Genomic DNA, 20,916 nt, shown 5'->3' with positions numbered 1-20,916 from the left:
CGCGGGTTCAGCTAGTTTTTTCCTTGCTCGGCGGCAGGCGGGTTGCTAGGCTTGTCGGCCTCGATTTCTGCCCATTTTTTCGCCATCCCGCGGCGGGCACGACACCCCTCAGGACTCCTTCCTCAGATGTTCAAGAAACTCCGTGGCATGTTCTCCAACGACCTGTCCATCGACCTGGGCACGGCCAACACCCTCATCTACGTGCGCGGGCAGGGGATCGTACTGAACGAGCCATCGGTCGTGGCCGTGCGCCAGGACCGTGCCATCGGTGGCACCCGCTCGGTGGCAGCCGTGGGCGCCGAAGCCAAGCAGATGCTGGGCCGTACCCCGGGCCACATCACCACCATCCGCCCGATGAAGGACGGCGTCATCGCCGACTTCACCTACACCGAGGCGATGCTCAAGCACTTCATCAAGAAGGTGCACAAGTCGCGCGTGCTGCGCCCGAGCCCGCGCGTGCTGGTCTGCGTGCCGGCCGGTTCGACCCAGGTCGAGCGCCGCGCGATCAAGGAATCGGCCGAGGAAGCCGGTGCCCGTGACGTGTTCCTGATCGAAGAGCCGATGGCCGCCGCGATCGGCGCCGGCATGCCGGTCACCGAAGCCCGTGGCTCGATGGTCATCGACATCGGCGGCGGCACCACCGAAGTGGCGGTGATCTCGCTCAACGGCATCGTCTATTCGGCCTCGGTCCGCATCGGCGGCGACCGCTTCGACGAGTCCATCACCAACTACGTGCGCCGCAACCACGGCATGCTGATCGGTGAAGCCACCGCCGAGCGCATCAAGGTCGAGCTGGGCTGCGCCTACCCGCAGGCGGAAGTGATCGAGATGGAAATCTCCGGCCGCAACCTCGCCGAGGGCGTGCCGAAGATGATCAAGATCAGCTCCAACGAGGTGCTCGAGGCCCTGCACGAACCGCTGTCGGGCATCGTCAGCGCGGTGAAGCTGGCGCTGGAGCAGACCCCGCCGGAACTGTGCGCCGACGTCGCCGAGCGCGGCATCGTGCTGACCGGTGGCGGCGCCCTGCTGCGCGACCTGGACCGCCTGATCTCCGAGGAAACCGGCCTGCACGTGCAGGTGGCCGACGATCCGCTGACCTGCGTGGCCCGCGGCGGCGGTCGTGCGCTGGAGCTGGTGGACATGCACGGCAACGAGTTCTTTGCGCCGGAATAAGCCGTCCCGGCCGTTCCTGCCCGCCGCGCCCTTCCGGGGTGCGGCCCGCCGTGATGGCGGGCCGGCACCGGCGGGGCGCCCGCGTGTTTCCCTTCCGCCTTCTGCCAGTTGAATCGTTGCCGTGCCGCCCTACGCCGGTCCTCCCGTCGCCTCCCGATCCGGTGATGCCGCCAGCCCCCTGCGGTTGCTGGCCTATCTCGCGTTGGCCATCACGCTGATCGTGCTCGATGACCAGGCCGGCTGGCTGGCGCGCCTGCGCGAGCAGGCCAACAGCCTGGTGCAGCCGGTCTGGGCACTGGCCGGCCTGCCCGGCAAGCTCGGCAACCAGGTCAAGGATTCTGCCGCCAGCCACAGCCAGCTGGTCGCCGAGAACCGCGAACTGCGCAACCAGCTGCTGCTGGCCAACGCGCGCCTGACCCGCCTGCAGACCGCCGCACTGGACAATGCCCAGCTGCGCGAACTGCTGAACGTGGCCGAGCGCAGTGGCCTGGACGTGCAGCTGGCGCCGATCCTGGACATCGACCTGGACCCGGTCAAACAGCGCCTGGTACTCGATGCCGGCAGCCGCGAGGGCGTGCATGTCGGCCAGGCGGTGATCGACGCCGGCGGCCTGATGGGCCAGGTGATCAGCGTCACCGGCGGCACCTCTACCGTGCTGCTGCTGACCGACCCTGACCATGCCGTGCCGGTTACCGTGGCCCGCAACGGCGTTCGCCTGATCGTCTATGGCCGCGGCGACACGCTGGAACTGCGCGATATTCCGCTCAGCGCCGGGGTGGAAGTGGGCGATGAGATCGTCACCTCCGGTCTTGGCGGTCGTTTCCCGGCCGGCTTCCCGGTCGGCACCATTACCGGCCTGCGACCGGACGACACCCATGCGTTCCTGGTAGGCGAACTGAAGCCGGCGGCGCAGCTCGACCGCGGCCGCGACGTGCTGCTGCTGCGCCCGGGCGCGGCGATCCGCATTCCGCCGGAGCTGCGCCTGCAGCTGGAAGAAACCGCCCCGGGTGGCCCGGCCACCGGCGCCACCGTGCCCGTGGGAACCGCGCCAGCGGCAACGACGCCAGCTCCGGTCAGCGCCCCGGTAGTGCCGGCCGCTGGCCGGCAACCGACCACGCCGGAGGCGCAGCGATGAGCCGCCTGCGCGACAAGCCATGGGTGCTGCCGGCCAGCCTGGTGGTGGCGCTGCTGCTGGGCCTGCTGCCGTTGCCGGCGCTGCTGCAGCCGCTGCGCCCGTACTGGCTGGCGCTGGTGCTGGCGTACTGGGTCATCGAAGCGCCCGAGCGCGTCGGCCTGGGCATCGCCTTCGCCAGCGGCGTCATCGCCGACCTGCTGTACGGCGGCGTCCTCGGCGAGCAGGCACTGCGGCTGGTGATGCTGGCTTTCATCCTGCAGCGCTTCCGCGCGCGCATCCGCTTCTTCCCGATGTCGCAGCAGATGCTGGCCATCGGCGGCCTGCTGTTCAACGACCGCATCGTCAGCGCACTGGTGCACATCCTGGTGGGCGAACCGACCCTGCCGTGGTCGTACTGGTGGGCCCCGCTGCTGGGCATGGGCCTGTGGCCGCTGGTGTTCGTGCTGCTGGACGCGGTGCGCTTCGGCAAGCGCGGGCGCTGAGCCATGATTCCGCGCCGCCAGGTCAAGAATCCACACGCCGAAGCCGAGCAGTTCCGCCGTCGCGCGGCGCTCGGTTTCCTGGGCGTGCTGGTCTGCCTGCTGGGGCTGGGCGGCTGGTACTTCAAGCTGCAGGTGCTGGACCACGACGTCTATGCCACGCGCTCGGAAGCCAACCGCATCAAGCCGCGGCCGGTGGTGCCCGGGCGCGGCATGATCTACGACCGCAATGGCCGCCTGCTGGCCGAGAACGTGCCGGCGTTCCGCCTGGACGTGACCCCGGACAAGGTCAAGGACATGGACGCCACCCTGGAAGGGCTGGCGAAGATCATCAACATCAGCCCGGAAGAGCTGGAAGCGTTCAACAAGTCGCGCAAGGCGCGCCGCAAGTTCCTGCCGGTCACGCTGAAGCTGCGCATGAGCGACGAGGAGATGGCGCGCTTTGCCGTCGACCGCTGGCGTTTCCCGGGGGTCGAGCTGGAACCCTACCTGACCCGGCGCTACCCGTATGGCGATCTGTTCGCGCACATCATCGGCTACGTCGGTCGCGTCGATGACAAGGATCTGGAAATCCTCGGCGAAGGTAATGCCGCGCTGACCCACATCGGCAAATCCGGCCTGGAGCGCTATTACGAGCAGCAGCTGCGTGGCCGGGTCGGCTATGAACAGGTCGAGACCAACGTGCAGGGCCGCGCGATCCGCACCATCGGCCGGGTGGCCGCGCAGTCCGGTGCGGACCTGCGGCTGTCGATCGACGCCGACCTGCAGCGCGCGATGGTGGCTGCCTTCGGCGACCAGGAAGGCTCGGCGGTGGCGATGGACCCGCGTACCGGCGAAGTGCTGGCGATGGTCAGCCTGCCGTCCTACGACCCCAACCTGTTCGTCAACGGCATTTCCCATGCCGACTTCAAGGCATTGAACGAAAACCCGTCGCGGCCGCAGTTCAACCGCCTGGTGCTCGGTGGCGTCGCCCCCGGTTCCACGCTGAAACCCCTGATCGGCCTGGCCGGCCTGGATTCGGGCGTGCGCCGCCCGGAAGACAAGGTGCTGTCCACCGGCATGTTCTACCTGCCCGGCACTTCACGTGGCTGGGGTGATGCGCATCGCGGCGGCCACGGCTGGACCGACCTGCGCAAGTCGATCGCCGAATCGGTCAATACCTATTACTACAAGCTGGCGCTGGACCTGGGCATCGAGCGCTTCGACCATTACATGGAGTACTACGGCTTCGGCCAGCCGACCGGCATCGACCTCACCGGCGAAATCGGCGGCATCCTGCCGTCGCCGGCCTACAAGCGGAAGACCCGCAAGGAAGCCTGGTTCCCGGGCGACACGGTCAACATCAGCATCGGCCAGGGCGACTGGAAGGTCACCCCGCTGCAGCTGGCGCGCGGCGTCAGCGCGCTGGCCGACGGCCAGCTGCGCACCCCGCACCTGGTGATCCAGCAGCGCGAAGGATTCGACAGCGACTGGACGGCAATGCCGGCCGGCGAAAGCAAGCCGATCAGCCCCAACCCCAACAACGTGCAGGCCGTGCGCGAGGGCATGATGGCGACCATGCGGCCCGGCGGCAGCGGCTGGCGCGTGGCGGTGGGTGCGCCGTATGTGATGGCCGGCAAGACCGGTACCGCACAGGTCATCAGCCGCAAGGGCACTGCTGCAGTGAACCCGAAGAGCCTGCCGATGCACCTGCGCCACCGCGCGCTGTTCGTTGGCTTCGCGCCGGTCGAAAACCCGGTGATCGCGATTGCGGTGGCGGTGGAAGGCGGTGGCTACGGTGGTTCAGCCGCGGCGCCGATCGCCCGCAAGGTGTTCGATGCCTACCTGCTGGGCAAGATGCCCGAAGGCATGCAGCCGCTGGACAGCGAGCGCGGCACCACTGCCATCGGCGCCACCGCGTTCGACAACGAAGACGCGAGCGCGCGCCAGGCCGGCGACCTTGCCGCTGCACAGGTGGGAGAACATCCGGTGCTGATCGGCGTGCCTGCACCGGCGCCTGCACCCGCGCCGCAGCCGGATGCGCAGGCCGCCGCGTTGCCGGCCACGCCACGGCCGACCCCTGCGGAGCCCGCACGATGAGAGTGTTCCTGCGTTGGGCCGGCGACATGCTGCGCCGCTTCTTCAGTACGCTGGACTGGGTGCTGTGCCTGGCCCTCGGCGCGCTGATGGTGATCGGCCTGGCGACCCTGAAGAGTGCCGGAGGCGACAGCCTGGTGATGGCCCAGGGCGCGCGCTTCGCGGTGGGCATGGCGGCGCTGTGGGGCATCTCGCGCGTGCCTATCCTGCGCATCCGCTCGGCCACGCCGATGATCTATGCAATCTCGATGATTCCGTTGCTGGCGGTGTTCGTGCTCGGCACCGGCAAGTATGGCCGGCAGTGGCTGGACCTGAAGTTCTTCTACCTGCAGCCGGCCGAGCTGCTGAAGGTGAGCCTGCCGATGATGGTGGCCTGGTACCTGCACAGGATGCCGCTGCCACCGCGCTTCAATACCGTGCTCGTGGCCTTGGTCATCATCGGCGTACCGACCGGCCTGGTGATGCTGCAGCCGGACTTCGGCACCGGTGTGCTGATCGCCGCCAGTGGCGTGTTCGTGCTGCTGCTGGCAGGCCTGCCGTGGTGGTGGGTCGGGCTGGGCGTAGGCGGCGTGGCCGCGGTCGCGCCGGTGGCCTGGTTCTGGCTGCTGCGGCCGTACCAGAAGGACCGCATCATGATGTTCCTGGACCCGGAAATGGACGCGCTTGGCGCCGGCTGGAACATCATCCAGTCGAAGATCGCGATCGGTTCCGGGGGCTTCGATGGCAAGGGCTGGGGCGAGGGCTCGCAGTCGCACCTGAACTTCATTCCCGAGCAGACCACCGACTTCGCGTTCTCGGTGCTGAGCGAGGAATTCGGCTGGATCGGCGTGGCCACCGTGCTGGCGCTGTACCTGCTGGTGATCGGGCGTTGCCTGTGGATTGCCAGCCAATCGCGCGATTCCTATTCGCGCCTGCTTGCCGGGGCCACCGGACTGGCGTTCTTCGTCTACGTACTGGTCAACGGCGGGATGATTTCCGGCCTGCTGCCGGTGGTGGGCGTGCCGATGCCGCTGATCAGTTACGGCGGTACCTCGGCGGTGTCACTGCTGGCCGGCTTCGGCCTGGTGATGGCGGTGCGCAGCCACAACCCGGTGCACGGCGGCTACGGCTAGCCGCCGCGCTTCCTGCTCCTGATTCTTGTAGAGCCGAGCCATGCTCGGCTGCTTCTGCTGTACGAAAGGTAGTCGAGCATGGCTCGACTCTACAAATGCGGCGCCGCGCTGACAGCTTCACGCAAGCACGCATTGCTACCGTGGCCGTGTGGAATGGAAACGACTGCTTGGCGGCTGCCGTGAGGCGGTGCGCACGATCGATCTGCCGTTGCTGGTTGCGTTGTTGATCCTGATGGGCGTCGGCCTGGCGGTGCTGCACAGCGTGTCCGGCCCCGTGGCCGGGCAGGCGGCGCGCTTTGCCGGTGGCCTGGTGGCGATGTGGCTGCTGTCGCGTGTTTCGCTGCTGCGCCTGCGGGCGTGGACACCAGCGTTGTATGCGTTGTCGATGCTGCCGCTGATGGCGGTCTACGTGGTCGGCACCGGCAAATACGGGCAGCGCTGGCTCAACCTCGGCGTGTTCTACCTGCAACCGTCCGAACTGCTCAAGCTCAGCCTGCCGCTGATGATGGCTTGGTACCTGCATCGCCAACCGCTGCCGCCGTCGCCACGCACGGTACTGACGGCTGCGGTGCTGATCGGCATGCCTGCAGTACTGATCCTGATGCAGCCCAACCTCGGTACCGCAACGCTGGTCACCGCCAGCGGCGTGTTCGCCTTGTTGCTGGCGGGCCTGCACTGGGGATGGGTGGCGACCGGGGCAACAGGGCTTGCGGTGGCCGCACCCCTGGCATGGTTCGGTCTGTTGCGTCAGTACCAGAAGGATCGCGTGCTGACCTTCCTCGATCCGGCGGCAGACCCGCTCGGCACCGGCTGGAACATCCTGCAGTCACGCATCGCGATTGGTTCCGGTGGCTGGCAGGGTCGTGGCTGGGGGCAGGGCACCCAGGCCACGCTGGATTTCCTGCCCGAATACACCACCGACTTCGCGTTTTCGGTACTGGCCGAAGAGTTCGGCTGGATCGGCGTGGCGACGCTGTTCGCGCTGTACCTGTTCGTGGTCGGCCGCTGCCTGTGGATCGCGGTGCACGCCCGCGATACGCACGCACGGTTGCTGGCCGGCAGCCTGGGCTTGGCGTTCTTCGTGTACGTACTGGTGAACGGCGGGATGATTTCCGGCCTGCTGCCGGTGGTGGGCATTCCGATGCCGTTGATCAGTTATGGCGGTACCTCGGCGGTGTCGCTGCTGGCGGGTATCGGGCTGGTGATGGCGGTGCGCGGGCACCGACCCGTGCACGGGGGATAGGGTTTCCAGCCAACGGCGCAGCCCCTTGTGGATGACCGCGCAAAGCAGTTCATGGGTGGGGCCGGGTAGATGGGCCGCGCAGGGGACGCTGCAAGTACATCCATGTAAGCTCGGTCGCCGCATCCATGCGGCTCACGCCCCTGCGCAGCCCATCTACCCGGCCACGGACAGGTCGGCCTGGCGGGTCGCTTCATTGCCTTGTGTAGAGCCGATCCATGCTCGGGTCACGAGCAAGCGCAGCGTCGCGATCTTTTGATCTTCTTTTTCTTCTCCGTGGGTGGCAGACCTCCGAAATCTGTCAGAGGCCGGTCGGGTTGGGTACGCGGGGGTGTCAGCCGCATGGAAGCGGCTGCCAAGCCTCCAGGGACGGATTCACGGCGTCCCCCGCGTACCCAACCTGACCGGCCCACCCGCGGCTTCTGCTTTCCGCGACCACCCCAGACACCACCCACGAGGGGCTGCGCCGTTGGCTGGAAACTTCCTGACTCTGCGCAACGCTCGCTGTGGAAGCGTTCTCACAACGATGCAGGACAGCACACTCGCTGACCAAAGTCCGCAAAAAACGTTATCTGGTTCACACTTTTACGCCGCGTTGATCTTGATCAATAGACTTGTCGTAATCGGCCTGCACAATGGCGGCCCGTTCGGCACGGCGCGCCGTCAATCGATGCAGCGCGAGGGGGCGTCGGGCGGGAGCAGTACTGATCCAACGGATACAGGGAGCGCGGGGCACTGCCACTGGGGAGCGGCAGCCGCGCAGGTATCGACCGGATCCGGTCGCCGGTTGCGTCTGCGGGGATGGGGACGCAACCGGCCACCTCTATCTGAATGGGGAAGCCCGATCACGACGTCTTCACATTTCCCGCTGAACGGGCGCAAATCGTTGTGATTCATGGTGTTAGGGGTTTTAATTCATCCATGACCTGCTAACCTGCGACGATGATTCGACGCACTCTGGCCTGCATGCTCACCCTCGGCCTGGTCGACTGCGCGACCCAGCCGAAGTCCCCACCGTCTTCGCCGCAGGCCAGCAGCACGCCGCGCCAGCCGTCCGCCAAGGCCCATGGTCCGGCCGAGGCCGCGCCTGAAGCCGCTGCCGCCACCGCACCGCCGGTCGATCTCACCCCGGTGCCGTTCGAGGTTGCACGGGCCCGCTTCATTGCCGATACCGCCAAGCGCTATGGCCTGAGGCCGGAGCAGATCAGCAGCGTGCTCGACCAGGCGCAGGTGCGCCAGCCGATCATCGCCGCCATGTCGCGTCCGGCCGAACGGGTCAAACCGTGGAACGAATACCGGCCGATGTTCATCAGCAAGGCACGCATCGATGGCGGCCGCGCGTTCCTGGCCCAGCATCGTGCCGAACTGGATCGCGTGCAGCAGCGCACCGGCGTGCCGGCCGAGGTGATCGTGGCGATCATCGGCGTGGAGACCAGTTACGGGAAAAATGCCGGCAACCACCGCGTGCTCGATGCGCTGTACACGCTGGCGTTCTACTACCCGCGCAGTGGCGACCCGGCCAAGCTGGAACGCGAAGTGCGCCGCGAGCTGTTCTTCCGCGATGAGCTGGCCAAGCTGTTCGAGCTGGGCCGTGAGGAAAAGCTGGACATCACCACGCTCAAGGGCAGCTATGCCGGTGCGATGGGCATGGGCCAGTTCATGCCGTCCAGCTATCTCGATTACGCCGTGGACGGTAATGGCGATGGCCGTCGCGACCTGTTCACCAGCTACGACGATGTGTTCTCGTCCATCGCCAATTACTTCGTGAAGAAGGGCGGCTGGGTCCGTGGTGGCCAGGTGGCCGTACCGGCCACGCTGGCGCCGGGTCGCGAGGAGTTCAACCCGACCGAATGGATGCCGACCTGGTCGCTGGCCGACCTGGCCCAGCGCGGCTACCAGCCCAGCGCTGCGGTGCAGCCGGGCGCCACCGCAACGCCGATCACGCTTGAGGGCAGCACCGGCAAGCAGTACTGGCTGGGCTTCCAGAACTACTACGCGATCACCCGCTACAACCTCTCGAAGATGTACGCGATGGCCGTGTTCCAGTTGTCGCAGGCCATCGCCGGACAGGAGCTGCCCCCGGCATGAACATCAGATGGCTGGTCCCGAGCTTGATCGTCCTCGCGCTGGCTGCCTGCAGCAGTGCGCCGAAGAAGCCGGCCACGGCCGGCCACGGTGGCAAGCCCAGCGGCACGGTGGTGCAGGGTCGGGGCTCGCGCCCGGCGCATTGCCCGGAGGGCTCGCCCTATGCCGCGGCCAAGGAAGACCCGAACACGCGCGGCAACTACACCGCCGGGGGGCTGTACAAGCCCGGCGTGCGCGACAGCACCCCGGACTACATTCCCAACGTCGCCTGCATTCCCGAGCCGGAAGTGACCGCCGAAGAGCGTTCGGCCATCGGCAACAAGTCGCCGTACGTGGTGCTGGGCAAGTCGTACAAGGTGCTCGACGACACCCGCAACTATGTCGAGCGCGGTACCGCGTCGTACTACGGCGCCAAGTTCCACGGCCGCCTGACCTCCAACCGCGAGGTCTACGACATGTACCAGTTCACCGCCGCGCACAAGACGCTGCCGCTGCCCAGCTTCGCCCGTGTGACCAACCTGGACAACGGCGAGTCGGTGATCGTGCGCGTCAACGACCGTGGCCCGTTCCATGATGGCCGTGTGGTCGACCTCAGTTATGCCGCCGCAGTGCGGCTGGGCATCACCCAGCGCGGTACCGGCAATGTGGAGGTGCGCGCGTTGCAGCCGGGCGAGGGCAACCTGCTGGCGCAGAAGCCGTCGCGCCGCGAGCGCCGTGCCGCCGAAACGGCTGTCGCGGCGGCCAGTACGCGCCCGGTAACGGCTGCGCGTGCCACCGCCGACAGCGACATTGATCGCCTGGTCAAGCGCCTTCCGGCCGACGCCACGCCTGCGCGTGGCCAGCCGGCCACCACACAGGGCGTGGCCAGCGCGGTGCCGGACGTGGCGGTCAGCAGCCTGCCGCCGAGCGCACCGCCGGTGCGCAGCCCCACAATGGCGCCGGTTGCAGTCGCCAGCGCCGCGCCGCGCACGGTCGCGCCGGCCGCAGTGCGTACGGTGCCCGCCACCGCAGCAGCCCCAAGCCTGTCGCAGCAGGTGGTCGGCGCGGTGATGGTGCAGGTCGCCAGCTTCTCCAGCCGCGACAATGCCAACCGCGCGATGGGCCAGCTCAACGCGGCCGGCATTGTCGGCGCGACCATCAGCGACATCGCCGCCGGTGGCCGCACCCTGTTCCGGCTGCGCGTTCCCGCCAGCGACCATGCCAGTGCCGCGGAACTTGTCGGCCGCATCGCCGGTCTGGGCCTGGGTTCGCCGCAGATCGTCAAGGATTGACCCGCCTGGGCTGGTGCTGCCGGCCCAGGCTCGCCCGGCCTTACAATGGCCGCTTCGTTCCACCCTCCATTCCTGGCCGTCCCCTGGAGCCTGCTGTCCAATGAATTTCCGTTCCGCCGCCACCGCCCTGGCCGCCACCCTGGTGGTGGGCCTGGCTTCCGCCCAGACGCCGCTGCCGACCCCGGCCACGCCTGCGCCTGCCGCCGCCGCTGCCCCGGCCACCGTTGCCACCCCCCCGGCGCCGGTGCCGAGCGTATCCAAGGCCTGGGTGCTGATGGACTACGCCACCGGCCAGGTGCTGGCTGGCGAAAACATCCACGAGCAGCTGGCCCCGGCCAGCATCACCAAGGTGATGACGTCCTACGTGGTTGCCGCCGAGGTCAAGAACGGCAAGGTCCGTGCGGATGACCAGGTGATGATGAGCGAGCACGCATGGCGCGAAGGCGGCGCCGGCACCGATGGCAGCTACAGCGGCTTCCCGGTCAATCAGACCGCACGCCTGGAAGACATGGAAAAGGGCATGGTGATCCAGTCCGGCAATGACGCCGCGATCGCCCTGGCCGAGCATGTGGCCGGCAGCGAAGAAGCCTTCGCGTCGCTGATGAACAGCTACGCCGCCAAGATCGGCATGAAGAACTCGCACTTCGTCAACGCCCACGGCCTGACCGCCGAAGGCCACCACAGCACCGCCTATGACCTGGCACTGCTGGGCCGCGCGATGGTGCGTGATTACCCGGAAACCTACGCGTACAACAAGATCAAGGAATTCCAGGTCGGCAACATCAAGCAGCCGAACCGCAACCTGCTGCTGTGGCGAGATGGCAGCGTCGACGGCATCAAGACCGGCCACACCTCCGAAGCCGGTTACTGCCTGATGAGTTCGGCGCAGCGCGGCGACCAGCGCCTGATCGCCGTGGTATTGGGTGGTGCGTCGGAAAAGCAGCGCGCTGATGACAGCCTGGCCCTGCTGAACTGGGGTTTCCGCTTCTTCGAGACCCACCGCCTGTACGAGCCGGGCAAGCCTGTGGCCGAGCACAAGGTCTGGAAGGGCACGGCCGACAAGGTGCAGCTGGGCGTGGCGCAGCCGATGCTGGTCAGCGTGCCGCGCGGCCGCTACAACGACCTGAAGCCGAGCATCGACGTGCCCAAGACCCTGGAGGCACCGTTCACTGCCGGCCAGCAGATCGGCACCGTGAAGGTCACGCTGGACGGCAAGGTCGTCGCCGAAGCGCCGCTGGTTGCCGTGGCTGCCGTCGAACAGGCCGGCTTCTTCAAGCGCCTGTGGGACAGCTTCTGGATGTGGTGGGAATCGGAATGATCCACGCCCCGGCGTGGTGAATGAAAAGGCCGGCGTATGCCGGCCTTTTCGTTCCGGGATGTCGGATGCGGATGGGGGGAGTGCCGGCCGCTGGCCGGCTCCCCATGAATCAATCCGGAAATGCGAGAGCCGGCCAGCGGCCGGCACTACCGGCAGCGCCTCACTTGCAGCGAGCGATGCAGTAACCGGTGTGCCGACCAACGGTCGGCACCTACCCGCTTCACCCTCAGCCCCTCGCCTACAGCGAGCGGCTGATGGTGAAGCTGCCGAACACCGGCGATTGGCGCTGGCCGTTGAATTCGCGCGTGCTGTGGTACCGCGCGGCAGCGAACTTCCAGCGGCCGTACATCACCGCCACGCCGTACCCGCCGTAGGCCACCACATGGCGCTTGTCCACGCTGTGGCTGTTGCGGAAGGTGTTGCCATCCAGCGTGATGTCGCGGATCACCCAGGCAGCGTCGGAGGTCGCGAACAGGTGCCAGGACCACCCGCTTGGGCGGCCGCCGCGGGTCGGCGCCGTGTTCTCACCTGCCGGGCGCAACGGCGTGCTGCCGAAGTCATCCGGCAGCTTCCAGCCGAAGCGCACTTCACCGCCCAAATTGGCCTTGGTTTCCAGGTTGCCGATCGACCCGCCGTAGTGGCTGATCGCGTCCCAACCCCAACCGTCGGCATTGACGCTGGCATCGCCCGGCCAGCGGCGCATGCGCTCATGGGTCAGCATGAACAGTGGTTCGTTGTGCAGCTGGTTGTCCCAACCCTTGAATTTCTCGTCGCCCAACACTTCATGCACGGCATTCTGCACCTGCTTGCCCTGCGCCCACGGGCCGACCACGCCCAGTGTCAGCTGGGTGGTCTGCAGGCGGTCGCCGCTGCGCGCATTGAAACCGAAGTTTGCGATCAGCACGCCGGCGTAAGGGCGGTCGTCCTCGATCAGGTCCCTGCGGCTGAAATCGGTTGGGGTGAAAATCCCCTGGCCGATGCTGAAGATCATGTTCTGCTGTTCGAACCTGCCCGGATGCAGCCCTTCCAGGTACCGGTTCACCCAGCGCGCCATGCGCGGCAGGCAGGGGTCGTCGGTGTAATCGACCAGATTGGGGGAGACCAGGGTCAACAGCGCACCGTTGGTATAGCCCTGATCCTGGTGGCGGCCGCCGAACAGGTCGTTGTCGACGCGGAAATTGACCTGCGGCGGATGGTCGCGCATCGCGTCCGGGCCACATTGTTCGGCCGCCTGGGCGGCAAGCGGGAGGGCAGCAGCCAGCAGGCCGTACAGGCCGAGGGCCGCAAGGCGGCGGTGGGAAGGGGGACTCATTGGGAGGGCTTTGTTCTGTCTGTCGTTGTATGCCGCGACACGGTACTCGCGGGGACGTGACGGAACGAGCGCGTTCGAATCACTTGTCTGTTCCGAAAACGACATTGTCTCGTGAGGACAATCCTGAACCCTCCTGTAGCGGGCTTTGGGGCAATGACCAATGCTGAACGTCTGTTCAGCTGCAACGCAGCGACTCACCAGTGCGCCGTTTGACGTTGATGAATACTCTTGGGTTTGTTGCCCTGCGGCCCGATAATGGCTCCATGGAAATCAAGTCCGACAACCCCGACCACGGCTTCCAGTTCCCCGGCCAGTTCGAGCTCAGCGCCATGGGCCCGGCCAACCGCGGCCTGGAACATGAGCTCCCCCGCCTGCTGCTGGCTGCCGGCATCGATGTGGTCAACGAACGCATCAGCTGGAAGCACTCCTCCAACGGCAAGTACGTCTCCGTCCGCATCGTGTTCAAGGCCGAAAGCCGCGAGCAGTACGACCTGGCGCACCAGGCGCTGCGCGACCACCCGGAAGTGAAGTGGACGCTGTAGCCGACAGCTGCCCGGCCGAAGCCGCCCCGGAACACCGTGCGCCGCGTCCGGCGGTGGTCCGTGACCTCGGCCGCCAAGCCTACGAGCCGGTATGGCGCGCCATGCAGCGCTTCACCGACCAGCGCAGCGACAACGATGCCGACGAGCTGTGGGTGGTCGAGCACGACCCGGTGTTCACCCTGGGCCAGGCCGGCAAGGACGAGCACGTGCTGGCACCGGGTGAGATCCCGGTGCTGCACGTGGACCGAGGTGGCCAGGTGACCTACCACGGTCCCGGCCAGATCGTGGTCTATCCGCTGCTGCGCCTGCCGCGGCTGGGGATCGGGGTCCGCGACTACGTGTGCCGCATCGAGCAGGCCCTCATCGATACGCTGGCCGAGTGGAACATCGGTGCCGAACGCCGCGAGGGCGCCCCGGGCGTCTACGTCGGTGGTGCCAAGATCGCTGCGCTCGGCATCCGTGTGCGGCGCGGCTGCACCTTCCATGGGCTGGCCTTCAACGTGGCCATGGACCTGGAACCCTTCCACCGCATCAATCCCTGTGGCTATCAGGGGTTGCAGGTGACCTCGGTAGTAGACTTGGGCGGGCCCTCCGGCATGGAGGCCGTCAAGCCGGTACTGCTGGAGCACCTGGCCCGCCAGTTCGGCCTGCTGCTCCAGCCCACGCACGAACTGCCCGATCTTTCTGCGGCCGCCTGACCGCTCCCGGAACTGCCATGACTGAAACCACCGCCCGTTCCATTCCCCTGCAGATCGTGCAGGGCGACTCCCCATCCGCCGCGCCGTTGCAGGCCGGGGTCAAGCAGCTGGGCGGTGACAAGATCAACCGCTCGCCGGTGCAGTTCGCCGACGCGCCGGTGCTGCGCAAGCCGTCATGGATCCGCGTGCGCATTCCCTCGGGAAATGCCGTGCAGAACCTGAAGGCCAAGCTGCGCGAAAACCGCCTGGTGACCGTATGCGAGGAAGCCAGCTGCCCGAACATCCACGAATGCTTCGGCCATGGCACCGCCACCTTCATGATCCTCGGCGAGGTCTGCACCCGCCGCTGCTCGTTCTGCGACGTGGCCCATGGCCGCCCGAAGCCGCCGGATGCCAACGAACCGGCCAGCCTCGGCCAGACCGTGGCCGACATGGGCCTGAAGTACGTGGTGGTGACCAGCGTCGACCGCGATGACCTGCGTGACGGCGGTGCCCAGCACTTCGTCGACTGCATCACCGCCATCCGCGAAAAGTCGCCGGGTACCCGCATCGAAGTGCTGACGCCGGACTTCCGTGGCAAGGGCCGCATGGAGCGCGCGCTGGAGATCCTGGCGCAGAACCCGCCGGATGTGTTCAACCACAACATCGAAACCGTACCGGACCTGTACCGCAATGTGCGCCCGGGTGCGGACTACCAGTGGTCGCTGAACCTGCTGAAGAACTTCAAGGCGCAGCACCCGGGCGTGCCGACCAAGAGCGGCATCATGCTGGGTCTGGGCGAAGACTTCGAACAGATCAAGGCCACCATGCGCGACCTGCGCGCGCACGATGTGGACATGATCACCATCGGCCAGTACCTGCAGCCGACCGCGCATCACCACCCGGTACTGAAGTACTGGACTCCCGAGGACTACAAGGCGCTGGAGGACTACGGCTACGAGCTGGGATTCAGCCACGTGGCCTCCGGCCCGATGGTGCGCTCGTCGTACCACGCCGACGTCCAGGCCAAGGGCGCCGGCATTTCCTGACACCCTGCCGGTGGGTGGGAGCTACTTCTCCTGTGGGTGCGGACCCTTGGTCCGCACACCTCTGCCTGCCGTAGAGCCGAGCCCATGCTCGGCTGCTTGCTGCCGGCCAGCCGAGCATGGGCTCGGCTCTACATGCATTCACAATTTGCTACACCGGCCCGGCTAGGCTGGTTTTCCACCGAGCGCGGCCGGGTGACAAACCCGGCAACTTTCGGCACTGTCGTGGTGTCTTAACACCCCGCAGTCTCCCCCTTGGCAAGGCGCCTTCGAGCACGTCAATGAAATTCAAAGCCCCCGCATTCCTGATGGCCCTGGCGCTGGTGGCGCCGCTGGCGCTGGCGGCCAAGGCCGACTCGCCGGCATTGCCCGCTGCGGTAACCGCCGATCAGGTGACCACCTCCAAGCTGGTGTACGGCCTGCTGTCCGACAGCCGCTACGCCTACCGCCCGCGCGCGCTGGACGAGGCCACGTCCAAGGACGTGTTCAAGCGCTACCTGGAGACGCTTGACGGCGGCAAGCAGTACTTCACGCAGGCCGACGTGGCGCGCTTTGCGCCGTTCGAAGCCAACATTTCCTCGGCCATTCGCGGCGGCGAGCTGGAGCCGGCATTCCAGGTCTTTGCGGTCTACAAGCAGCGCGTCGGCGAGCGCGTGGCCTACGCGCGCAAGCTGCTCAAGCAGGAACCGGACTTCACCACCGACGAGCGCTTCGAGTACGACCGCAAGAAGGTGCCGTGGGCCGCCAGCAGCGCCGAGCTGGATGAGCTGTGGCGCAAGTCGGTGAAGAATGACTGGCTGCGCCTTAAGCTGGCCGGCAAGAAGCCCGATGACATCCGCAAGACGCTGGACAAGCGCTATGCCACGCTTGAAAAGTCGGTCAACGAGCTGAAGGGCGAGGATGTCTTCCAGTTCTTCATGAACGCCTACACCAGCGCTGTCGATCCGCACACCGACTACTTCACCCCGCGCACCGCCGAGAACTTCAACCAGGCGATGTCGCTTTCGCTGGAAGGCATCGGTGCGCAGCTGCAGCGGCAGGACGACATGGTGGTGATCCGCGAGATCATCGCCGGTGGCCCGGCTGCAGTGGATGGCACGCTGAAGCCGGGTGACCGCATCGTCGGCGTCGGCCAGGGCAAGTCCGGCCTGGTCGAGGACGTGATCGGCTGGCGCATCGACGACGTCGTGGCCAAGATCCGCGGTGCCAAGGATACCCAGGTGAAGCTGGAATTCATTCCGGCCGCCGAGGGTGCCGACGGCAAGCACCACACCCTGGTGCTGACCCGCCAGAAGGTGCGCCTGGCCGAACAGGCCGCGAAGGGAGAGACCATGACCATCCCGGCCGCCAATGGCGAGCCGGCACGCAGGATCGGCGTGATCAAGCTGCCGACCTTCTACCAGGACTTCGAAGGCCGTCGCCGCAATGCGGCCGACTACGCCTCGGCCACCCGCGACGTGGCCAAGCTGCTGGCCGGCTTCAAGAACGACAAGCTGGACGGCGTGGTGCTGGACCTGCGCAACAACGGCGGCGGTTCGCTGGATGAAGCCATCGAACTGACCGGCCTGTTCATCGAGCAGGGCCCGGTGGTGCAGGTGCGCGAGTCTGGTGGCCGCGTCACCGTCAACAGCGACCGCAACCAGGGCGTGGCATGGGATGGCCCGCTGGCGGTGCTGATCAACCGCGGTTCGGCCTCGGCCTCGGAAATTTTTGCTGGTGCCATCCAGGACTACGGTCGTGGCCTGGTGATCGGTGAAACCAGCTTCGGCAAGGGCACCGTTCAGAACATCGTCGACCTCGACCGTTGGCCGAGCGGCGAGACCCAGCGCTTTGGCCAGGTCAAGCTGACCATCGCCCAGTTCTTCCGCATCAGCGGCAGCAGCACCCAGCACAAGGGCGTGGTGCCCGACCTGGCCTTCCCGGCCAGTGTCGACGCCACCGAGTTCGGCGAGAGCACCTACGACAACGCCCTGCCGTGGACCCGCATCGCCGCCGTGCCGCACACCCAGTACGGCAACTTCGCGCCGCTGCTGCCGAAGCTGGAAACCCGCCACGACGCACGCATCGCCACCGACAAGGAGTTCCAGTGGTGGAACGAGGACGTGGAACAGTTCCGCACCGAGGCGGCCAAGAAGTACATCTCGCTCAACGAGGCCACGCGCCGCGCCGAGCGTGAGCGCCAGGATGCCCAGCGCAAGGAACGCCAGCTGCAGCGCAAGGAGCTGGGCCTGGCCCTGGACCCGCTGGCCGATGACAGCAGCGATGACGGCCTGACGGGCAACGAGCGCGACATCGTCAAGGACGCCGCGCGCGAGAAGGCGGCCGAGAAGCGCCCGGACCCGCTGCTGCGCGAGTCGGCGTCCATCCTGGCCGATGCGGTGAACCTGCTGGCCAACGACCGCCCGCTGTCGGCACAGGTGCTGCCGCAGTCGACCGGCGCCGGTCGCTGGGCGGACTGAGCCGGACACGGTATGTGATACCCGAGGGCCGGCATTGCCGGCCTTCTGCTTTTTTCGTGCATGAACCGGCTGCAAACGGGGCCGCCTGACGCGGGTGCTTTCGACCTGCCGCACACAGCAACGGGGCTACCCTTGCCGGTACCGTCCTCGCAGGAGCACCCATGCGGTCCTCCCTCGTTTCCAGTGCTGTTGTGGCGCTTGGCAGCGCCCTGATCCTGTCGGCCTGTGGTGGCCGTGCCGCCGACAGCACGCTGCTGCGCGAATCCTTCGATTCCGGCGACACGTTCTCGCGTACCGTCGATGGCCGCCCCGGCGATGCCTGTGAAGCGGCGCGGCGCACCCTGCTCAGCCAGGGGTACGCCATCGCCCGTGCCGATGACGCACAGGTGGAAGGCAACAAGAACTTCCAGCCGCGCGAAGACGACCATGAGCAGCTGGTGCTGCGCATCTCCTGTGCGCCCCGGGGCGATCAGGCGTTGGTGTTCGTAAGCGCCGTGCAGGACCGTTATGCGTTGAAGAAGAGCCCGACGTCCGCCAGTGTCGGCGTCGGTGCACTGGGCTCGGTATCACTGCCGTTCGGCAGCAATGACGATTCGCTGGTGAAAGTGGCGAGCAGCACGGTTACCGACGCCGATTTCTATCGCCGTTTCTTCCAGCGCCTGCAGCAGTACCTGCCACAGGCTGCGGGCACGCCACCGCCGCCACCACCCGCAGCAGTTCCTGAGCCCGCGCCGGTCCGCACGGACCAAGGGTGAACGTGCACGGCTGGCTGATGGGCGCGGCCCTGTTGCTCGCGCCTGTGATGGGCGTGGCGGCCACAGCCGGCGACTGCGCCCAGGGGCTGCTGCTGCGGCTGGGCTGGCGCTTCGACGAGGCCGCGCTGAAGGAGCCGCAGGTGCATGGTGGCGCGGTGTGCACCCGTGCGTCGCTGGCCGAGGCGCAGGCAGCAGGCGATCTGCACGTGCGCTGGCCGGCGCACATGTCCGCTGCTGCACGCCAGGCGCTGCTGCAGCAGTTGCTGGACGATCCGGCCACGATCTGCGCCTATGCGTTCCAGCTGGGGGCGGCCACGCAACGCGCCGCCTCGGCCTTGCAGGCCAACACCCGCTTCCGCTTCTCCGGCCTGCAGATGGGCTGGATCGGTTTCGGCCTGCAGGGCCCGCGCGCTCAAGGCTGGCAGCGTACGCACAGTCTTGGCCGCGGTTTCGTTCCCAGCGCGGGCAACAGCAAGGCGCTGCAGGCGTTCTACAACGGTGCCGTGCGTGCCGAATGCGGTGTCGGCCGCCAGGTCGCGCAGCTGGCCACCCAGCGCGAGCTGTATGGCGATGCTGCCTTCGATACCGAGTTCTCTGCGGATGATCTGTCGATCGGCACCTTTCTCGCCCTGCATGGGACCGACAGCATCCTGCTTGGCGCGCATGCCGGCGATTTCTTCGCCGATGGCAAGGCAGTGCGTACCTCGGCGATGGGGCGCCAGGCGTTCGTCGGTGTGCCTGGTTTCATCGAGCATGCATACGACAAGGCCACGCTGGACGACCTGAGCAACCAGGCCGAGAACTTCGTGGTGGTCGAGGTGGGCGAGGACGCTGCGCGGGCGCTGGCCACGCATGGCGGCCTGGCCTGGTACGACCAGCGCAACGTCGAACTATGGAAACTCGCGCAGGACATCCCGCGCACCGGCCAGCGCTACTTCGAACGCCTGCTGTTCGAGCGCGACCCTGAGGTGCGCGCGGCGCTTGCGCCGCGCTACCACGCCACGCTGGCACGCATGGACCGCCTGCTGGACGATCCGTTCTACCAGCAGTTCGTGATCTATGTGCATCCGCGCGGTATACGTCCCATCGGCTACCACATCGCCCGCCTGCTTGACCGCAACCCGCGAACCCCCTTTTTGATCGACCTGGCGGTGCACAATCTGCATACCACGCTCTACCGGCGTTGGCGCGAGGCGCAGCTGCGCCACTGCGCGGCTACCGGCAGGCCAGGCAGCCTGACCCTAGACCCCAACTGAAGGTGAAACAATGGATATTGCAATGATCGGCCTCGGCCGCATGGGCGCCAACATGGCCCAGCGCCTGCATCGCGGCGGCCACCGCGTGGTCGGCTACGACCCGGGCGAAGGCGCCCGCCAGCGCGCCGCCGAGGCCGGCCTGGAGGTGGTTGATTCGCTGGCCGCCGCGGTGGCCGCGCTGCCGGTGCCGCGCGTGGTGTGGCTGATGGTACCGGCCGGCGAAACCGTCGACCAGACGCTGGGCCAGCTGACCCCGCACCTGGCCGAGGGTGACATCGTCATCGACGGCGGCAACTCCAACTACCAGGACTCGATCCGCCGCGCCAAGGCGCTGGCCGAGGACGGCCTGGGCTACGTCGACTGCGGCACCAGCGGAGGCGTGTGGGGCCTGCAGGAAGGCTACAGCCTGATGGTCGGTGGCGAAGCGCCGGTGGTGGAGCAGATCGCGCCGCTGCTGCGTACGCTGGCACCGGCCGAGGACCGCGGCTGGGCGCGTGTCGGCCCATCCGGCGCTGGCCACTTCACCAAGATGGTGCACAACGGTATCGAGTACGGAATGATGCAGGCTTACGCCGAAGGCTTCGCGCTGATGGAGCGCAAGCAGGAGATGGAGCTGGACCTTGCCCAGGTGGCCGAAGTCTGGCGGCACGGCAGCGTGGTGCGTTCGTGGCTGCTGGACCTGAGTACCGAAGCACTCAAGCGCAATCCGTCGCTGGATGGCATCGCGCCGTATGTGGAGGATTCCGGTGAAGGCCGCTGGACCGTCGCCGAAGCCATCGCGCTGGACGTGCCGGCCCCGGTGATCACCTTGTCGCTGCTGGAACGCCTGCGTTCGCGCGAATCCAACTCGTTCACCGACCGCCTGCTGTCGGCGATGCGCAACGAGTTCGGTGGGCACGCCATCAAGAAGTCGTAAGCAATCGGGGTCGGACCCCTTTCCGCAGGAAAGGGCGCTGACCCCCATGGCGCCAGGGGCAGTC

Annotated in this window: 17 protein-coding genes; 16 read left to right on the top strand and 1 reads right to left on the bottom strand. The window is 67.1% G+C overall.

From position 1 onward, the window contains the following. Positions 1-126 precede the first annotated feature (126 nt). The 9 genes from ROV95_RS00280 (at position 127) to ROV95_RS00240 (ending at position 11,889) form a co-directional block, all read left to right on the top strand. Positions 127-1,173: a rod shape-determining protein gene (locus tag ROV95_RS00280; protein ID WP_005419402.1), complete on the top strand. Its 1,047-nt coding sequence runs from the start codon at positions 127-129 to the stop codon at positions 1,171-1,173. A gap of 121 nt (positions 1,174-1,294) precedes the next feature. Beyond that, positions 1,295-2,308 (top strand): rod shape-determining protein MreC, encoded by a 1,014-nt coding sequence (gene mreC, locus ROV95_RS00275; RefSeq protein ID WP_312542127.1) that lies wholly within the window; start codon positions 1,295-1,297, stop codon positions 2,306-2,308. After that, complete coding sequence (gene mreD, locus ROV95_RS00270; RefSeq protein ID WP_019660684.1) at positions 2,305-2,790, top strand: rod shape-determining protein MreD; 486 nt, start codon at positions 2,305-2,307, stop codon at positions 2,788-2,790. Before mreC ends, mreD begins: the two co-directional genes overlap by 4 nt. 3 nt (positions 2,791-2,793) lie before the next feature. Then, entirely contained in the window at positions 2,794-4,866 is a 2,073-nt protein-coding gene (mrdA, locus tag ROV95_RS00265) for a penicillin-binding protein 2 (protein ID WP_155030138.1), read from the top strand. Further along, positions 4,863-5,975, top strand: coding sequence for a rod shape-determining protein RodA (gene rodA / locus ROV95_RS00260; RefSeq protein WP_019660682.1), 1,113 nt, complete (start codon positions 4,863-4,865; stop codon positions 5,973-5,975). Before mrdA ends, rodA (ROV95_RS00260) begins: the two co-directional genes overlap by 4 nt. Before the next feature lie 148 nt (positions 5,976-6,123). Beyond that, complete coding sequence (rodA, locus tag ROV95_RS00255) at positions 6,124-7,218, top strand: rod shape-determining protein RodA (RefSeq protein WP_312542121.1); 1,095 nt, start codon at positions 6,124-6,126, stop codon at positions 7,216-7,218. Between the two features lie 939 nt (positions 7,219-8,157). Further along, positions 8,158-9,303 carry a lytic murein transglycosylase B gene (gene mltB, locus ROV95_RS00250; RefSeq protein WP_312542118.1) on the top strand — a complete coding sequence of 382 codons (1,146 nt, stop codon included), beginning with the start codon at positions 8,158-8,160 and terminating at the stop codon, positions 9,301-9,303. Beyond that, a complete protein-coding gene (locus ROV95_RS00245) occupies positions 9,300-10,571 on the top strand; it encodes a septal ring lytic transglycosylase RlpA family protein (protein ID WP_019660679.1) in 1,272 nt (423 codons plus the stop codon). Before mltB ends, ROV95_RS00245 begins: the two co-directional genes overlap by 4 nt. A 100-nt stretch (positions 10,572-10,671) precedes the next feature. Next, positions 10,672-11,889 (top strand): D-alanyl-D-alanine carboxypeptidase family protein, encoded by a 1,218-nt coding sequence (locus tag ROV95_RS00240; protein WP_312542115.1) that lies wholly within the window; start codon positions 10,672-10,674, stop codon positions 11,887-11,889. 238 nt (positions 11,890-12,127) lie between these two features. Here the strand turns inward: ROV95_RS00240 and ROV95_RS00235 are convergent, their stop codons facing one another. Next, the gene (locus ROV95_RS00235; RefSeq protein WP_021203734.1) at positions 12,128-13,201 is read right to left on the bottom strand and encodes a lipid A deacylase LpxR family protein; all 1,074 of its coding nucleotides are present in this window, start codon (positions 13,199-13,201) and stop codon (positions 12,128-12,130) included. Positions 13,202-13,464: 263 nt separating this feature from the next. On the opposite strand from ROV95_RS00235, the gene ROV95_RS00230 reads away from it, so the two are divergent. The 7 genes from ROV95_RS00230 (at position 13,465) to gnd (ending at position 20,852) form a co-directional block, all read left to right on the top strand. Continuing rightward, entirely contained in the window at positions 13,465-13,743 is a 279-nt protein-coding gene (locus ROV95_RS00230) for a YbeD family protein (protein WP_005411067.1), read from the top strand. Then, entirely contained in the window at positions 13,731-14,441 is a 711-nt protein-coding gene (lipB, locus tag ROV95_RS00225; protein WP_019660675.1) for a lipoyl(octanoyl) transferase LipB, read from the top strand. The genes ROV95_RS00230 and lipB overlap by 13 nt, the downstream gene beginning before the upstream one ends. Before the next feature lie 17 nt (positions 14,442-14,458). Beyond that, complete coding sequence (gene lipA / locus ROV95_RS00220; protein ID WP_019660674.1) at positions 14,459-15,469, top strand: lipoyl synthase; 1,011 nt, start codon at positions 14,459-14,461, stop codon at positions 15,467-15,469. 278 nt (positions 15,470-15,747) lie between these two features. Then, entirely contained in the window at positions 15,748-17,925 is a 2,178-nt protein-coding gene (locus ROV95_RS00215) for a carboxy terminal-processing peptidase (RefSeq protein ID WP_019660673.1), read from the top strand. 161 nt (positions 17,926-18,086) lie between these two features. Then, positions 18,087-18,680, top strand: a complete 594-nt coding sequence (locus ROV95_RS00210; RefSeq protein WP_019660672.1) for a DUF2242 domain-containing protein — start codon at positions 18,087-18,089, stop codon at positions 18,678-18,680. A gap of 17 nt (positions 18,681-18,697) precedes the next feature. Next, on the top strand, positions 18,698-19,936 hold the full coding sequence (locus ROV95_RS00205) for a hypothetical protein (RefSeq protein WP_312543773.1): 1,239 nt from the start codon (positions 18,698-18,700) through the stop codon (positions 19,934-19,936). Positions 19,937-19,946: 10 nt separating this feature from the next. Beyond that, on the top strand, positions 19,947-20,852 hold the full coding sequence (gnd, locus tag ROV95_RS00200) for a phosphogluconate dehydrogenase (NAD(+)-dependent, decarboxylating) (RefSeq protein WP_111098686.1): 906 nt from the start codon (positions 19,947-19,949) through the stop codon (positions 20,850-20,852). The last annotated feature ends 64 nt before the right edge of the window (positions 20,853-20,916 follow it).

Source organism: Stenotrophomonas maltophilia group sp. msm1, from assembly GCF_032025805.1.
Taxonomy (GTDB): Bacteria; Pseudomonadota; Gammaproteobacteria; order Xanthomonadales; family Xanthomonadaceae; genus Stenotrophomonas; species Stenotrophomonas hibiscicola.
The sequence above is the reverse complement of the archived record's forward strand: the minus strand, read 5'-3'. Positions and strand labels throughout refer to the sequence as shown.

Excerpts from the sequence above, each read along its gene's own strand:
- ROV95_RS00280 (WP_005419402.1), top strand. The coding sequence starts at position 127 with ATGTTCAAGAAACTCCGTGGCATGTTCTCCAACGACCTGTCCATCGAC.
- mreD (WP_019660684.1), top strand. The coding sequence starts at position 2,305 with ATGAGCCGCCTGCGCGACAAGCCATGGGTGCTGCCGGCCAGCCTGGTG.
- mrdA (WP_155030138.1), top strand. The coding sequence starts at position 2,794 with ATGATTCCGCGCCGCCAGGTCAAGAATCCACACGCCGAAGCCGAGCAG.
- rodA (WP_019660682.1), top strand. The coding sequence starts at position 4,863 with ATGAGAGTGTTCCTGCGTTGGGCCGGCGACATGCTGCGCCGCTTCTTC.
- mltB (WP_312542118.1), top strand. The coding sequence starts at position 8,158 with ATGATTCGACGCACTCTGGCCTGCATGCTCACCCTCGGCCTGGTCGAC.
- ROV95_RS00245 (WP_019660679.1), top strand. The coding sequence starts at position 9,300 with ATGAACATCAGATGGCTGGTCCCGAGCTTGATCGTCCTCGCGCTGGCT.
- ROV95_RS00240 (WP_312542115.1), top strand. The coding sequence starts at position 10,672 with ATGAATTTCCGTTCCGCCGCCACCGCCCTGGCCGCCACCCTGGTGGTG.
- ROV95_RS00235 (WP_021203734.1), bottom strand. The coding sequence starts at position 13,201 with ATGAGTCCCCCTTCCCACCGCCGCCTTGCGGCCCTCGGCCTGTACGGC.
- ROV95_RS00230 (WP_005411067.1), top strand. The coding sequence starts at position 13,465 with ATGGAAATCAAGTCCGACAACCCCGACCACGGCTTCCAGTTCCCCGGC.
- lipA (WP_019660674.1), top strand. The coding sequence starts at position 14,459 with ATGACTGAAACCACCGCCCGTTCCATTCCCCTGCAGATCGTGCAGGGC.
- ROV95_RS00215 (WP_019660673.1), top strand. The coding sequence starts at position 15,748 with ATGAAATTCAAAGCCCCCGCATTCCTGATGGCCCTGGCGCTGGTGGCG.
- ROV95_RS00210 (WP_019660672.1), top strand. The coding sequence starts at position 18,087 with ATGCGGTCCTCCCTCGTTTCCAGTGCTGTTGTGGCGCTTGGCAGCGCC.
- ROV95_RS00205 (WP_312543773.1), top strand. The coding sequence starts at position 18,698 with ATGGGCGCGGCCCTGTTGCTCGCGCCTGTGATGGGCGTGGCGGCCACA.
- gnd (WP_111098686.1), top strand. The coding sequence starts at position 19,947 with ATGGATATTGCAATGATCGGCCTCGGCCGCATGGGCGCCAACATGGCC.